This is a genomic window from Flavobacterium sp. (assembly GCF_017744675.1).
In the GTDB taxonomy this organism is placed as follows: Bacteria; Bacteroidota; Bacteroidia; order Flavobacteriales; family Flavobacteriaceae; genus Flavobacterium.
On sequence record NZ_JAGIAV010000001.1, the window covers coordinates 474614 to 489520 of the forward strand.

Annotated in this window: 14 protein-coding genes; 2 read left to right on the plus strand and 12 right to left on the minus strand. The window is 30.5% G+C overall.

Annotated elements, in window-relative coordinates:
• Entirely contained in the window at nucleotides 1–804 is an 804-nt protein-coding gene (locus J7574_RS02095; protein ID WP_290963486.1) for an OmpA family protein, read from the plus strand.
• Nucleotides 805–920: 116 nt separating this feature from the next.
• Here the strand turns inward: J7574_RS02095 and J7574_RS02100 are convergent, their stop codons facing one another.
• The 6 genes from J7574_RS02100 to J7574_RS02125 all read right to left on the minus strand — a co-directional run bounded on the left by J7574_RS02100 (nucleotide 921) and on the right by J7574_RS02125 (nucleotide 7373).
• Complete coding sequence (locus J7574_RS02100) at nucleotides 921–2207, minus strand: HlyD family efflux transporter periplasmic adaptor subunit (RefSeq protein ID WP_290963489.1); 1287 nt, start codon at nucleotides 2205–2207, stop codon at nucleotides 921–923.
• 1 nt (nucleotide 2208) lies between these two features.
• Nucleotides 2209–4401, minus strand: coding sequence for a peptidase domain-containing ABC transporter (locus tag J7574_RS02105; protein WP_290963492.1), 2193 nt, complete (start codon nucleotides 4399–4401; stop codon nucleotides 2209–2211).
• An 80-nt stretch (nucleotides 4402–4481) separates the two neighbouring features.
• Nucleotides 4482–5276 (minus strand): M48 family metallopeptidase, encoded by a 795-nt coding sequence (locus J7574_RS02110; RefSeq protein ID WP_290963495.1) that lies wholly within the window; start codon nucleotides 5274–5276, stop codon nucleotides 4482–4484.
• Between the two features lie 2 nt (nucleotides 5277–5278).
• Nucleotides 5279–6406 (minus strand): hypothetical protein, encoded by a 1128-nt coding sequence (locus J7574_RS02115; protein ID WP_290963498.1) that lies wholly within the window; start codon nucleotides 6404–6406, stop codon nucleotides 5279–5281.
• Nucleotides 6407–6479: 73 nt separating this feature from the next.
• The gene (locus J7574_RS02120) at nucleotides 6480–7133 is read right to left on the minus strand and encodes a CPBP family glutamic-type intramembrane protease (RefSeq protein ID WP_290963501.1); all 654 of its coding nucleotides are present in this window, start codon (nucleotides 7131–7133) and stop codon (nucleotides 6480–6482) included.
• Between the two features lie 72 nt (nucleotides 7134–7205).
• Complete coding sequence (locus J7574_RS02125; protein WP_290963541.1) at nucleotides 7206–7373, minus strand: hypothetical protein; 168 nt, start codon at nucleotides 7371–7373, stop codon at nucleotides 7206–7208.
• Between the two features lie 217 nt (nucleotides 7374–7590).
• Here J7574_RS02125 and J7574_RS02130 point away from each other — a divergent pair, with 217 nt between their 5' ends.
• On the plus strand, nucleotides 7591–7923 hold the full coding sequence (locus J7574_RS02130) for a helix-turn-helix transcriptional regulator (RefSeq protein WP_290963544.1): 333 nt from the start codon (nucleotides 7591–7593) through the stop codon (nucleotides 7921–7923).
• 48 nt (nucleotides 7924–7971) lie between these two features.
• Here J7574_RS02130 and J7574_RS02135 read toward each other — a convergent pair whose 3' ends face one another.
• The 6 genes from J7574_RS02135 to J7574_RS02160 form a co-directional block, all read right to left on the minus strand.
• Nucleotides 7972–8418 carry a GNAT family N-acetyltransferase gene (locus J7574_RS02135; RefSeq protein WP_290963546.1) on the minus strand — a complete coding sequence of 149 codons (447 nt, stop codon included), beginning with the start codon at nucleotides 8416–8418 and terminating at the stop codon, nucleotides 7972–7974.
• Between the two features lie 160 nt (nucleotides 8419–8578).
• A complete protein-coding gene (locus tag J7574_RS02140) occupies nucleotides 8579–9220 on the minus strand; it encodes a DUF1579 domain-containing protein (RefSeq protein ID WP_290963549.1) in 642 nt (213 codons plus the stop codon).
• A gap of 385 nt (nucleotides 9221–9605) precedes the next feature.
• Entirely contained in the window at nucleotides 9606–10574 is a 969-nt protein-coding gene (locus J7574_RS02145; RefSeq protein WP_290963552.1) for a DUF4837 family protein, read from the minus strand.
• Nucleotides 10575–10620: 46 nt separating this feature from the next.
• Nucleotides 10621–12450: a LysM peptidoglycan-binding domain-containing protein gene (locus J7574_RS02150; protein ID WP_290963555.1), complete on the minus strand. Its 1830-nt coding sequence runs from the start codon at nucleotides 12448–12450 to the stop codon at nucleotides 10621–10623.
• Nucleotides 12451–12560: 110 nt separating this feature from the next.
• Nucleotides 12561–13748, minus strand: coding sequence for a phosphoglycerate kinase (gene pgk, locus J7574_RS02155; RefSeq protein ID WP_290963557.1), 1188 nt, complete (start codon nucleotides 13746–13748; stop codon nucleotides 12561–12563).
• Nucleotides 13749–13906: 158 nt separating this feature from the next.
• Nucleotides 13907–14887, minus strand: coding sequence for a type IX secretion system membrane protein PorP/SprF (locus J7574_RS02160; RefSeq protein ID WP_290963560.1), 981 nt, complete (start codon nucleotides 14885–14887; stop codon nucleotides 13907–13909).
• Between the last annotated feature and the right edge of the window lie 20 nt (nucleotides 14888–14907).

The following is a 14907-nucleotide window of genomic DNA, read 5'->3' on the forward strand; positions in this document are numbered from 1 at the left end:
ATGAAGATAACTCTAGCCCTGATTCTTTTTTCATTTTATACAGCAAACGCACAGCAAAAACCAGTTGAAACTATTTATTTTGAATTTGACAGGTATGATTTGACAGAAAAGCAAATCGATGTGGTTTCTAACTTTATAAAAAGCATAGACACTTCTAAAGTAGAGTCTATACAGATTTATGGCTATTGTGATGATCGCGGAAATGATGAGTATAACTTCAGATTGTCTAATAATCGGGCTAATACAATTCAGAATCTATTGATCGAAAGAGGATTCAATCAAAGTAAAATCGTTATTCTGGAAGGAAAAGGGCGTGTTGTCGTAAAAGCAGATACGGTAGAAAATCTGTACGAGACGCGTCTCCGTAATCGGCGGGTTGACTTAATTGTCGTAAAAAAGAATAGTTTCGGAAAAGGGATTTTTACTTCTTTTAAAGACGATTTAAAAGTTGGCGATAAAGTTTATCTGGAATCTATTTTATTTGATATTGGAAGTGCTAAATTGACTCCAAATTCCAAAAAAGAACTAGACAAAATTGCCATTACACTACAAAACCACAGAAATCTCTATTTTGAAATACGCGGGCACGTCTGCTGCACACCCGATATTTATAGCGACGGAATTGATAGAGATACGAAAGAAAGAAGACTTTCTTGGAACCGAGCAAAAACTGTTTTTTACTATTTAATTTCCAAAAAAGTGTCCAAAAGCCGCATGACCTACATAGGCTGCGGCAATAAATATCCTTTAGGAAAAGGCGATAATTACGATCGGCGGGTGGAATTTGTGATTACCAAAATTTAATTTAAGCTACTAAGGTTCTGAGTCACTAAGATTCTAAGTTTTTTGCTTTTGATTATTCTTTTATTTTCTTTAGAATAATAAGTATAAAAATTTTATTTGTCGTTATTAAGGTTTAGTTATCTTTTAAAAATATCTCTAAATTGATATAATAATCTCTCGATTAAACGCAAATCTTCTGTAACAATTTCTGCAGATCCCGACATTTCTTGTTTAAACGGAATTCTTTTATGATATGATGTTTCTAACTTCTTAGGCAATAATACATCAATCCATAAATTCCCGTCTTTATCAGGTGTCAATGAAATATTATTGACTTTTCCTGTTAACATACCAAACTGATTATCTGGAAAATTTGTCAATCTTATATTGACAAATTGACCTTTTTTTATTTTACCCGAATTTAATGCTGGCGCTTTCAATTTGCCTATATAATCTTTTTCTAAAATTGGAACTATTGCAAAAACTGCTGAACCAACTTCTACAAATTGATTCTCAGACCAGATTTGTAAAAAACTTATTTTTCCATTAATAGAAGATTTTAAAATATAATTAAGTTCCCAATCTCTCAGTGCTTTTTTTAATTGAAAAAAAGCCTGCATTTTGTTGTTTTCCAAATTGATTTCTTCTTTACTTTCATTAATATGTGTAGTTTGATTATTGCGTCTTAATTCATTTAATGAAGATTTTAGTTGAGAGATAGTGCTTAAAAAAGTGTTGTAACCCTTTTGAGCTTGCAAATAAATTAATCGTTGTTTCTCTACTTCTTGAGAAGAGTATATTCCCTTTATAAATAAAAGTTCATAACGATCGAGATCATTTTTTTGAAGAAGTAATTCATTTTGATTAATATCTTTTTGAGATTGTAACAAACTTAGTCTTTCCTGTAGTTGATTTGCTTCATAACGTTGAGCTATATCTTCAACTCGATAGGGTTTTAGTCTTAAATTAAGTTCGTCCGCTAAACTTTCTTTTCTAAAATTTGCAAAAGAGCTTTCAACATCGCCTAATTGAGCAGAATTAAATTTTGCAAACGGAAACTTAACTTTCTCAATATTTATTGTGTCCAAGATATTTTTTAATAAAAAAATATCTTGTGATCTTGCAGAATTTTCTAAAACAGCTAAAACTGCATTTGGTTTTACAATCTCTTTATCTTTTACTAGAATTGCATCAATTTTGCCTGAAATATTAACAACTACTTTCTGAGGTGGCATATTAGTGGTTATTACAACTTGGGATGTTATAATATCAGGATATTTTACAAACCATGATATTAAAAAAAGTACTATAATAAATAATAATAAAATGCTATTGCCCCATTTTTGAATAGCCTTTGGGGGACTAGACAAAACATCTCTTACCTCTTCACTATAAATTTTAAGACTATTGTTAATTTCTTCCATTTTAACTTCCTAATTCTAATTGATTTTTAACCAATTCAAAATATTTTCCTTTTAATTTAGTTAAATCATTATGATTGCCCTGCTCTACAATTTCTCCATTTTCAAGAACAATTATATTATCTGCATTTTTTACCGTACTTAATCTGTGCGCAACAATTATAGCAGTTTTTCCATAAATAAACTCTCTAAGATTTTTCATTATTATTTTTTCATTATTAGCATCAAGAGCACTTGTCGCTTCATCAAACAAAAAATATAATGGGTTTTTATATACGGCTCGAGCAATCATAATTCGCTGTTCCTGTCCGCCACTTAAACGAATTCCTGACGTTCCTAATTCCGTATTATATTTATTAGGTAATCTCCCTACAAAGGATTCGATATTTGAAACAAATGCTGCGTTATTTAATTTATTCCTGTCTATAATTTCATTTTGTTCTGACTCAGAAATATTACCACCTATAGTATCATTAAAAATAAAAGTATCTTGCATGACAGCTCCACAATTTAAACGCCAAAAATCATTGTTTATCTCTATTAAATTTACTGCTCCAACACTAATACTTCCTTCGGTCGGTTCATAAAATTTCAATAATAGTTTCATCAAAGTAGTTTTACCACTACCACTAGCACCAACAATGGCTGTCGTTTTTCCTTCAGGAATAGTACAATTAATGTTTCTTAAAACAACTGCTGAAGTTTTACCACCATATCTATAAGTTAAATCTTTTAAAATTATAGTTTTATCATTAGGCAGTTCTTTTATTTTGCCAGCTGAAATTATATCCTCGTCATCCTTTAAATGAACTTGTGACAATCTCTCCAAACTTAATTTTGCATCTTGCCATGATTGTATAAAAAGAACAAAACTACTCAAAGGCAAATTAAGTTGTCCTACAATGAATTGTATTGACGTCATCATACCAATTGTTAGATTACCATCTACCACTGCCTTAGCAGAAAGAAAAGTGATGATAATATTTTTTAGTTCATTAATAAAATTAGCTCCAATATTTTGATATTGTGCTAATTTTAATGTGCTTAGGGAAGTTTTAAACAAACTAATCTGATTATATTCCCATTTCCAACGATTTTTCCGCTGTGAATTGTTAATCTTAATTTCTTTGACACCATTAATAATTTGAATTAGTGAAGTTTGATTTTGTGATAGTTGATCAAATCTCCTAAAATCTAATTCTGCTCTTTTTTTTAAAAAAAAGAAAGTCCAACTAATATAAAAAATAGAGCCTATTATAAATACCAAAAAGATAATCAGATTATAATATATTAAAATTCCATTAAATATTACAAAAGTCACTATTGAGAATATCATATTCACACTAGAAGAAGAAACAAAATTTTGTATGCGTGTGTGATCTGTAATTCTTTGTAAGTGTTCTCCAGAATTTCTTGTATCAAAATAATTTACTGGCAATTTCAACATTTTATATAAAAAATCTGAAATTATTTTGATATTAAACCTACTTGTTATATGTATCAAAATCCATTCTCTAAATATAGTCACTAGAGTTTGCGAAAGTATTAGAACAAACTGCGCAATAAGAATTAAATATATAAACGAAACATTTTTATTATTAACACCAATATCTACTACAGATTGCATTAAAAAAGGCAAAATAAACTGGATAATAGTAGCGATAAATAAACCTATAAAAACTTGATAGATTAATTTTTTATATGGTCTAAAATAAGGATATATAAATGAAAATCCCTGCATTTTTTCTTTATCATCATCTTGCTCGTAAAATTTAGCATTGGGTTCTAATATTAAAACATAGCCTGTCTCATCCGAAACATCAGTCCAAGCTGATTTAAAATCTTTTTGAGAATAAATTAGTAACCCTTGAGCTGGATCAGCTACATATATTTTTGATTTAGTAATTTTATATATAACAACAAAATGTTTTTGTCTCCATGGCACGATAAAAGGAGTTGGTAGTTCGTTTACTAAACTTTCTAAAGAAATTCGCATACCGAGAGTGCGCATTTCTATTGCTTCAGCTGCTTCTGCAATTCCTGCCATTGTTACACCCTGTTTGGTAATACTAGCTTTGTCCCTTAAAAATTCTCGCGAAAAATTTTTACCATAGTATTTGGAAACCATTCTCAAACAGGTGGGCCCACAATCTTTATTATCTAATTGTCTAAAATGTGGAAACTTCTTTTTTATCATTTATAATCTATACTTTTAGCGAACTTTTATATTTTAATTCTGTAATCTTGAATCCTTATGTAGAAATATATAAATATTTGCTACTTAAAATTCCATCTTACCTGATAAGGATAAATTTCATATATTGTATTATCTTCATTTATTGTAAATCCCAATTTTGCATCTTCTTTTGCTTCATTAAATAAATTATTACTATCTTTTGATGAAAATCCTAACCTAGCCATACATATAGATTTATAATATTTAGCATCTGAAAAATTTGGATATATTTTTAATGCTTTATCAAATAATATAATTGCTTCATCCCATTTTTTTAATTCATATTTCGCAATTCCATAATAAAATAAAGCGGTAGGATGCTCCAACTGCTGTCTATTCAAAAAAATATCATCGTTATACTCTTTTAATACTTTTTCGGCTTTATCAAACTTATTTAATTGTAGGTAACATATACCAATATAAAAACTATAGGTATGATCCATTACGTAGTTATTTCCATACTTTTTTATACACTCTTCGAAATCCAAAATAGCTTCTTCATATGTTTTGGAAAAAATGCACTTTATAAAAGCTCTATATGGCAGCCACTCTTCTGAATTATATAGAACAGCTTTACTAATATACTGCATCCCCATTTCATACTTCCGAGCTTTAAAGTACGGCATAGCTTTTTGTTGCCATAAATATGCAACTGTACTGTCTTTTTTAAGACCATTATCTAAACAGCTTTGCCATTCTGACATTTGATAATTGTAATTATATCTTAAAGCGCAATTAGTTGCATATTCTTGTATTATAATCTCTTGATTTTTTGCTTGTGAATAGTTTAACCACGAAAACATTAATAAGAAAAGGGAAATAATTATTTTTATCATAATTAATTAAAATTTGATTGATCAAAATTTTTCATTGTGAAGTTGTATGGCTGATTATTATAATTATAATATTTCGTTGTAATATGCCATTTTTTTGAAATTTCTAAATACTTTTTTCTAATTAGATTATAAATCTCAATTCCTTCAAGTGTCAACACATTTTCTTTTCCATTATAAAACTTATTTATTTCTTCAAGTCTTGACAAATCAAAAGAACATTTAATTAAATAAAAACCTATTCTTGCTATAGCTTCTTTTCTTTGTTTTTCTTTGAATTTATTATTTTTTAGACAATCATCTAAGCATAAAAATGTCGCATAATATGTATAAAGTGCATGAAAAAGTATATAAACTGTTCTATGATCTTTTAATTTTATGATATCTTCTACATTTTGTTCTTCATTAATTTTAAAAATAGCCTTTCTGTTATAGAATAATGTTGTTAAAATAATATGCCCGGTTTGATGGGCAATATCATCAACAAAAAAGACTTCATCATAATCATCTTGGTAGACATTTAAAAAAACTATACCATGAGCATTTATTGATGCAAAAGAATTGGTATTGTTAGTATCCGTCTTAAAAATTAGTATTTTTTGACAACAAAGTTCAATTAGATTAAAATGTTCCTTTGAGTTTTCCTTAATTAGAGAAAGTGCATTTGTTAAATAATTAATATTTTTATTGAACAACTTATTACTACAATCTATCTGACTATAATCTAGTATATTTCCAGAAATATTTTTAAAAATATTTTGAAGTAAATCAACTGGATGTATAAACACTTCAATATTAGTATTCTCTATCATTTGTATCTTATCAAAAGGAATGGGTTCTTCTTTATTAAAATATCCTAATTTTGGAAGGTAAGCAATACTACTAGTGCTACTAAAAGAATGATTAATCTCCAAATCTTGTTTGTCCAGAAAATAACCTTGCATGATTTCTACTAAAAGTTCATTAGAGAAATAATTTTCAATTTTATGATTAAAATAAAAGAACAATAGTGGTTCTAGAAATAAATTATCGTCATCAAAATCGATTCTTTCTAATAAATCTGGATTTTCTTTATAAATAAGCAATTTGATAGTATTTATCATTTCTGTTTGGCAAGCCTTGATATCCCTCATTTTTGAATAATTTTTAATTGTACTTATTATTACCGATTAAATTTAAATTAATATATTGCTATAAAACAGATAATTAGGAAATTAATATATAGGAAAATGAATTTAAGAAAATATGTAGAGCGATAGATGCAGCAATTCCAAATTTTAATCTCAGCAAAGAAAAAATAAAGCCCGAAATGATTTTAGAAAATATATATAATACTATTACAATATTTAACGTATTTAAATTATTAAAATTTGACAAATGAAATACTCCAAAAAGCAAACATGAAAAATAAATAATTGGTAACATTAAGCTTTTATCATCCGAAATATTTAGTTTATAATTAAACTTTTTAGAAACAAAAAGCAGTAAAAAAGAAATATTAAATACATAATATAATACGGTTGATAAAACAAATTTCTCATATAGAAATGAAATCAAGAAAAAGACAGAAAATAAGACTAGATTGTACTTGTTTTTTATAATTAATAATCTGAACAAAATTTCTTCCATAATTGGAGATATAATAGCTACCTTAAAAAAAGTAATGTTTTTTGGTATAACAACTTCAGATTTATTAGAAAATTCATGCACTAGAATTCCAATAAAAAACGAAAAAAGAATTAACATTAATGTAAAGGCAATAAAATAATAAAATAATGATTTTCTAAAGAAACCGACATATACAATATTGCGAGGGCATACTAATATATCTTTTATATCACTTTTAAAGATTTTGAACATTTAAATAAAAATTTAACCTATGAAGAAGTTAAAACTATTAAAAAGTTAATAACAACTTCATAGGTTTAATTACTAACGTCCGAAACCAGTTTCGAAAAGATAAGTCCCGATTGCTTCTGCGGCTTGCTCTAACGTACTGTGACAGCCATTTGCATTTCCACCTTTAATTTCATTTAACAATTCTTCTGAAGCTTTTGCTTCCGCTCTTTCTTTTAGAGCGTCTAAACTTAATTTACTCATTTTGCTTGTTTTAATTGATTAATAAAAATTTAATCGTTACTTAGACATTGTTACTGCAGTTAACCCTGTATTAAAGTAAGAATAATTTTATGTTTCAAATTTGTGTATTTTATTTTAATAAGCACAGAGCATAATTAGAATAAATAATTCTTTAAAGGAATATTGTTTTAAATGTGTGAATTTTCTTATATATTTGTGAATAATTTAATTATTATTTATGAATATAGGAGAAAACATTAGAAAGTGCAGAAGAGAAAAAGATATAAAAGCAGAGGAAATATTTGAGAAAATAGGAATAAGCCAATCGACATATTCTAAAATTGAAAATAATAGATGTAAAATTGACATCAAAACTTTAAATAATATAGCTAAAGCATTGGGTGTGGATGTTATTGTCCTCTTAGGTATTGAAAGAAAAGACATAAATTATTCAAATACAGACACCTTAATTATCTCTTTAGAAAATAAAATAGAATTATTAAAAGAGCAAAACTCTTTATTAAAGAAAGAAATCAAACTGATAAAAAGAACCAACAAAAAAAACGACTAAATATTTCAGTCGCTATATAATTATTTTTTTAAGATAGAAATGTAATGATTACTCCCTAACCATTTGTATATGCGGAATATCGTCTTCTAAATACATTTCGCTGGTTTGGACAAAACCGTGGCTTTCGTAGAATTTCTTCAAATACAATTGTGCACCTATGGTTATTTTATCTTTTCCAAAATTGGATTTGATTTGAGCAATTGCTTCACGCATTAATTCGTGTCCCCATTTGCGATCACGATAATTTGCGTCTACGACAACTCTTCCTATAGAAGCATTATCAAAACTAATTCCAGCATCAAATAAACGCGAATAGGCTACAATTTTACCTTCAAACTCTCCTATCAAGTGCAATGCTTTCTTGTCTTTATTGTCAAGGTCTAAATAAACGCAATTTTGCTCGACTACAAAGATCTCGCTTCGCAATCTGAGCAAATCGTATAACTCGTAAACAGTTAATGCCTCAAAAGGCTTTATTTTCCATTTTAATTCCATTCTTACTTTATGTTTTGCCACGACGGCGCAAAAACGCGAAGTTATATATTTTTTTTGCTCCGCTAAAGTTTCTTATAAAAATCGAAAAGACACAAAATTTATTTCGTTAGAATAAAACTTTGTGCCTCTGTCACTTTGTAACTTTGTCCCTTAGAAAAAACTATTTTTTCGTCATTACGATTTCCATGCTTTTATATTCTGATCCGTTTTTTACATCAAACATTTCCAATTTTCTCGTTTTCGGGTCAACAATTGTGTAAACTTCGCGATATGGCGTTTTCTCGCCGTTGACAGGATTTACCATTTCTCCTTTGAATTCCATACTCTTTGCCGCTTCGTTATATTTTCCCATAGCAACCATCATTCCAGTACCCATATTATCGATAAAGGTTGTGGTATATTCTTGACTTGCATTATTGTAGGCCAAAGTGCTTTTCCCTTCAAAAGGCTGTCCCATCATCGTTCCTTTATAAACTGCTTCTTGATAGCGTCCTCCCAAAATCATTTTTATTTCTGCTGTGGTCGTAGATTTTTCTGGTTTCCCGTTTGGTTCAGACCAGAATGTCATATCGCAGTTCCATGTTCCAACTTCGTCGGCCATTAATTTATGCGCTTCACTTGGAGCTGCATACGCCGCCCAAGCTTTCATTTGAGCTGCAGAATCTAATGGTTCTTCAATAAGCGGTTCTTCCGTTTTAACAGCAAGAGAGTCTTTTGCGGTAGCAGTCTCTGTTTTTGCTTCTTTTTTACATGAAACAAAACACAAGGCTATTATTGCTAAGGTTGTGGTTAATTTTTTCATAACTAATTGTTTTTATGTTTGTTATGAATAAAATTACGAAAAATTTTTGGTTGTTCTATTTTGTTTCAGGTTTCAGGTTTGAAGTTGATTGCTTTGTCTGTTCTAACGCAGAGTCGCAAAGGATTTTCGCAAAGCACAGTGAGTATATTTTAAGAAGACAAAGTCCTCAGAGAAATGCGCATATGTAACCGTGGAACTGTAATAACTTCAAACCTGAAACTTGAAACAAAATCCCGCTTTGTGGATTTAACCACAGAGTTCGCAAAGGATTTTTCGCAAAGTACGCTGAGGATATTTTTAAAGAAGGCAAAGTCCTCAAAGCAATGCAGATTTATTACGCAACGTTAACTTGAAACCTCAAACTTCAAACTTGAAACAAAAAACCCTATCGTTTATCGATTCTGAATGTTTTTATAATAGCTTCAAGATTTAGCATTAAGTCACGTTCTTGATGTGATGGTGAATAAGAGAATCCTTCTATAACCAAAACGCGATTAAAAGTTGGATCTAATATGGCGTAATTGATAAATGGTCCTGTCATGAAATCGTTTTTCAGTTCCCAAGTTCCTTTAGTTTCAAAGGCTTCTCTATTGTCTAGTGATACTTTGGAGAAATACGGTGCGTAGGCATCGCTGGTAATCATTTGTGTATTGGGTTCACGTCCTTGAATGTATTTACCAATTGAGTCGCGCATTTTGACGATTGCGTTTACGACATCTTTTTTCTTTTTGAAATTGTGAAGCGGAATTTGGTAAATTAATAAACTCGTGTTGCCACTAATGATTTCTTTTTTAAGCCAAATAAAATTCTTTTTATGCAGCATATATTCATATCCTGTTGGAATCTGAATATTGATATGGAACTTGTTTTTTATAATGGCTTTATTCAGCAGTGAAGCACTGTTATCTTCTTGTATTTTCTGAATTTCGGAATCGTGAATGATTTTTATTATTTGCGGAGAATTCAATTCAAGACTGCAGATAATATCGTCTACCGATTTTCCGTAAATGCGAAAAGTATTGTGCGGAAGGTTTTTACTTCGAATGATTTCGAATTTATCGGCTGTCGCTTTCTTAACCACAATAATGCTTCGGCTGTCTGTAACAAAACCTTCAAGCAATCTGGCCGGATATTGATTAATGGTAAAAAGAGGTTCTTCTTGAGTAAGTCCAAGAACCGGTGAAGCAAATTTATTTCTGATACTATCGCCCACTTCACCATACCATAACTGGTCGTCTATTATGACAGAAATAGTATTGGTTTTTCCAGAAACTGTTTCATTCTGTTTTTCAGTCTTGAAACAAGCAGTCAGGAAAAATGGAATTAATAGCAATAAAAAATGGGTTTTATTCATTTTTTTAATTTATGAAATAAAACCCAAATTTAATAAGATTTTTCTATTATCCGTTTATTTTAAGTTTCATTCCCGGTTTAATATCTTCATCTTTAATACCATTCCATTTTTTAATATCTGAAATTGTCACTCCAGGATATTTTTTAGAAATGCTATATAAAGAATCTCCTTTCTTAACGTAATAATCTTCACTAACGTTTTTAGAAGGCGCTTTTTTCTTGAATGTATCAACCGAGTTTGATGCAATTGCTGTTGAAGTCGGCTCTTCTATAACTATTGCTGCTTTAGAAATAATAAGTGTTTTTCCTAAACCAATGTTATTTGAAGTTAAATTGTTAAGTTCTTTTAACTCCGCAATAGTCGTACCGAATTTCTTTGCAATGCTACCTAAATTATCTCCAGCAACAACAACATAGTCCATATCGACAGCTGTTGATTTCTCTTTTTCATCAGCAGATGCGATTGCTTCTTCTTTTTTATCTACAACTGCATTTGCCTTAATAGCTGAAGATGAAGGTTCTTCAGATTTAATTTTCAAACTTCTGCCAATTGCTACGGCATTTGTTTTTATATTATTCCATTTTTTAATTTCGCTAATACTTACATTATATTTAGAAGCGATTGCTCCTAAGTTATCTCCTTTTTTAACTTTATAGAATTCAAAGTCGGCATTATCCGTTTCTGTTGGTTTAAGAATTGCTTTAGCTGCCGGTTTCGCTTTAGGAGCATACTTTACCGCCAATCTTGAATTAGAAGATTTCATTTCGGCATCATATTTCACATAAGCATAAATCTGATCTTCGTTTGAAACAAAAGTAGCTACTTTGTCTTTTGGAAGACGGATGAAGTGCTGCTCTCCTTGATAAAATGGAACAACTCCCATTTTGTATGATGGATTTAAAAGCTGAATTTGCGATTGTGGCATGTCTAATAAATCTGCTAGCTGTTTGAAGGACATTTGATTTTTTACACAAACCGTATCCGTTTCAAAGTTTTTAACCACTGCTCTTTCTGGATTGATTCCGTGTTCTTTGTGGTATTCGAAAAGGTACATTGTTGCTAAGAAAGCAGGAACATAACCTTGAGTTTCTTTTGGAAGATAATTGCGAATGTCCCAATATTTTGTTTTTCCGCCAGAGCGACGAATTGCTTTGGTAACATTTCCTGGTCCTGAATTGTAAGAAGCTAAAACCAGTTCCCAGTCTCCAAAAATATTAAACATTTTGGTCATGTATTCTGAAGCTGCGGCTGTAGCTTTAAGAGGGTCGCTTCTTTCATCGATATAAGAATCGATTTTTAGAGCATATTGTTTTCCGGTTCCGTACATAAACTGCCAAAGTCCCGTAGCGCCCATTTTAGAAACTGCTTTAGGGTTTAAAGCAGATTCTACAACGGCTAAATATTTTATTTCCAAAGGAACGTTTTGCTTAGCAAAAGCATCCTCGAAGATTGGGAAATAATATTCTGATAAAGCCATTAATCGAGAAAACGATTTTTTCCGGTTCTTAAGAAATGACTTTATTATATTTTCTAAACCTTGATTGTATTGAATTTCAAAAGGTGATTTCTGATTCATCGCCGCCAAACGCTGTTTTAGCAGTTCGGTTGGGAGTTCTTCATCAACAGTAACATCTTTGTTAATGGTTTGAATGTCTTTGGTTAGATCATCATAAATATCCAGACTCACTAACTCGTTCATCCAAAGACTATCCACTTTTGTAGCCAGATTGTCTTTTTTGAATGTGCTTTTAATAGAATCTAAATATGAAAGCTTAACCTCTGGCCTCAGTTCTACGTTTGTCTTTGCCGTTTCCTGTGCAGAGACAGCCAACGTAAAGAAAACAGAAACCACTAATGATAATTTTTTTACAATCATATAACATTTTTTTAAAATTCTGTAATTCAAACAATTACTAGAGTTGTATTTTTGCAAACTTAAGCCCTTTATCGAAGAAAAGTGTTTAAAAAAATGTTAATTGTGATATTTTAGTCTAAAATCGCTGCAATTCCAGGTAAAATTCTTCCTTCTAACATTTCAAGCATTGCCCCACCACCAGTAGAAACATAGCTCATTTTATCTTCAAATCCGAACTGTTTTACTGCTGCAACAGAATCACCGCCACCCACTAATGAAAATGCTCCATTTGCTGTAGCTTCTGCGATATAATCTCCTAATGCAATTGTTCCTTTAGAGAAAGTTTCCATTTCAAAAACTCCCAATGGACCATTCCAAAGAATTGTTTTAGACTCTAAAATTACTTTTTTGAAGTTCTCTAGAGATTTTGGACCTGCATCTAAACCTTGCCATCCATCAGGAATTGCAGTTACATCTACAACCTGAGTGTTTGCATTATTTGAGAAATCGTCTGCAGCAATAACATCAACAGGAATATGTACCTGAACTCCTTTTTCTTTTGCTAATCTTAAAATTTCAAGTGCTAAATCTAATTTATCATCTTCACAGATAGACTCACCGATTTTTCCGCCTTGAGCTTTAATGAAAGTAAAAGTCATACCTCCTCCAATAATCATGTGATCTACTTTATCTAAGATATTTTCGATAACGGTAATTTTAGAAGAAACTTTAGAACCTCCAAGAACAGCAGTTACAGGTTTTTCACTGTTTTTAAGAACTTTATTTAAACTGTCAATTTCTTTTGCCAATAATGTTCCAAAAGTTTTATCGTTTGGAAAAAATTCTGCAATAATAGTAGTTGATGCGTGTGCTCTGTGAGCAGTACCAAATGCATCGTTTACATAGATGTCTCCAAGTGAAGCTAATTCTTTAGCGAAAGCTACATCTCCAGCTTCTTCTTCTGCGTGGAAACGTAAATTTTCTAATAAAAGAACTTCGCCTGGTTTTAAATCTTTTGCTGCTGTTTGAGCCGGTTCACCAACACAGTTTTCAGCAAATTTTACTTGAACTCCTAAAATTTCAGAAGCTGTTTTTAAGATATGTTTTAGAGAGTATTTCTCTTCTGCTCCTTTTGGTCTTCCAAGGTGTGACATTAAAATTACACTTCCACCTTGTGCTAAAATAGTATCAATTGTTGGCTTTGCCGCTTCAATACGTGTTGTATCTGTTACATTAAAATTCTCATCCAACGGCACGTTGAAGTCAACACGGATAATTGCTTTTTTATTTTTAAAATCGAAATCGTTTAAAGTTTTCATCTGCTAATTTTTTTAATTTTTTGAAAGAATAACAAATATAGAACTTTTACAGTACTCTAAATTTCAAAAAAGCAAAAATAATCCAATAATAAAAACGAAAACGTTGTAAATTATGAAAACAAACAAAATAATTCTTAAAGATGATAAAAATTACTTGCCTAATCGTGAACAGGACTTTGTGTACAAGGACAGTTACTGATAGATTGTAAGAAATCGAATCCGATCGTGATTGAATGTGTTCCTGAGTTATAAGATCCAAGACCATTAAACATTAACTGATAAGAGTATGCAAAATAGAATTTAGATTTCATAAAACCAGCCATTGGTCCCATTGCTAATGGTTTTGGGAACTGGTCGTTTAAGAAACGGTAAGAAACTCCAATCCAATAGTAATCTTCGTAACGATTGTAACGTCTATATTTGAAGTTAAAGTCGGTTGTAGAACGCTGGTCACTTGAAAAATATTGAAGAAAAACCGATGGTTCGTATTCTATACGTCTGTTTTCAGCATCTTTGAAAGTGAATCCAGAATATATCTGAAAGTTAGATAAAAGATCTGGTTCGTTTACTCTTTCAAGACTGATATTCTTTTTCAATACGTTATTGGCATTGAAACTAAAATAAAATCCTCTGTTACGATATAGTGCACTAATATCAAAGTTATTATTTCCGCTATAGCGATTATCTGTAGGCTGCTGTCCTCCAATTGGTGGGTTTCCATTGCTTCCATCATTAAAATTTCCAGTTTCAATACGGAAACTATTAAAGTTGTATGAAATACCAAAAGACAAATACTGTTCTGTACGATAATCTAAAATCAAGTGGTGCGCAAAAGAAACTTTAGCTCCCGTTTGCCTAGTGTTACCATTGCTGTCATTATACAATGATATACCAACTCCTGAACGATCTAAAACACGAAAATCTGCATACAATGATTGGTTATCTGGCGCATCTTTAATTCCGACCCACTGCGTTAAACCATTGGCTCTAATACGGAGATTATCTCCAATACCAGCGTAAGAAGGAGAAAGAATAAAAGGGTTATCAGCTAAATACTGCGTAAACACTGGTAGGTTTAACTCTTGGCTGTAACTTGTTGTTACAGCCATGAGTACTAAGGATAAAATAAACTTTTTCATTGTAATAATTTTTTTAGATA

What these genes read in the sequence shown, in the direction of transcription:
- J7574_RS02095 (WP_290963486.1), top strand. Translation starts at nt 1, where the DNA reads ATGAAGATAACTCTAGCCCTGATTCTTTTTTCATTTTATACAGCAAAC.
- J7574_RS02100 (WP_290963489.1), bottom strand. Translation starts at nt 2,207, where the DNA reads ATGGAAGAAATTAACAATAGTCTTAAAATTTATAGTGAAGAGGTAAGA.
- J7574_RS02105 (WP_290963492.1), bottom strand. Translation starts at nt 4,401, where the DNA reads ATGATAAAAAAGAAGTTTCCACATTTTAGACAATTAGATAATAAAGAT.
- J7574_RS02110 (WP_290963495.1), bottom strand. Translation starts at nt 5,276, where the DNA reads ATGATAAAAATAATTATTTCCCTTTTCTTATTAATGTTTTCGTGGTTA.
- J7574_RS02115 (WP_290963498.1), bottom strand. Translation starts at nt 6,406, where the DNA reads ATGAGGGATATCAAGGCTTGCCAAACAGAAATGATAAATACTATCAAA.
- J7574_RS02120 (WP_290963501.1), bottom strand. Translation starts at nt 7,133, where the DNA reads ATGTTCAAAATCTTTAAAAGTGATATAAAAGATATATTAGTATGCCCT.
- J7574_RS02125 (WP_290963541.1), bottom strand. Translation starts at nt 7,373, where the DNA reads ATGAGTAAATTAAGTTTAGACGCTCTAAAAGAAAGAGCGGAAGCAAAA.
- J7574_RS02130 (WP_290963544.1), top strand. Translation starts at nt 7,591, where the DNA reads ATGAATATAGGAGAAAACATTAGAAAGTGCAGAAGAGAAAAAGATATA.
- J7574_RS02135 (WP_290963546.1), bottom strand. Translation starts at nt 8,418, where the DNA reads ATGGAATTAAAATGGAAAATAAAGCCTTTTGAGGCATTAACTGTTTAC.
- J7574_RS02140 (WP_290963549.1), bottom strand. Translation starts at nt 9,220, where the DNA reads ATGAAAAAATTAACCACAACCTTAGCAATAATAGCCTTGTGTTTTGTT.
- J7574_RS02145 (WP_290963552.1), bottom strand. Translation starts at nt 10,574, where the DNA reads ATGAATAAAACCCATTTTTTATTGCTATTAATTCCATTTTTCCTGACT.
- J7574_RS02150 (WP_290963555.1), bottom strand. Translation starts at nt 12,450, where the DNA reads ATGATTGTAAAAAAATTATCATTAGTGGTTTCTGTTTTCTTTACGTTG.
- pgk (WP_290963557.1), bottom strand. Translation starts at nt 13,748, where the DNA reads ATGAAAACTTTAAACGATTTCGATTTTAAAAATAAAAAAGCAATTATC.
- J7574_RS02160 (WP_290963560.1), bottom strand. Translation starts at nt 14,887, where the DNA reads ATGAAAAAGTTTATTTTATCCTTAGTACTCATGGCTGTAACAACAAGT.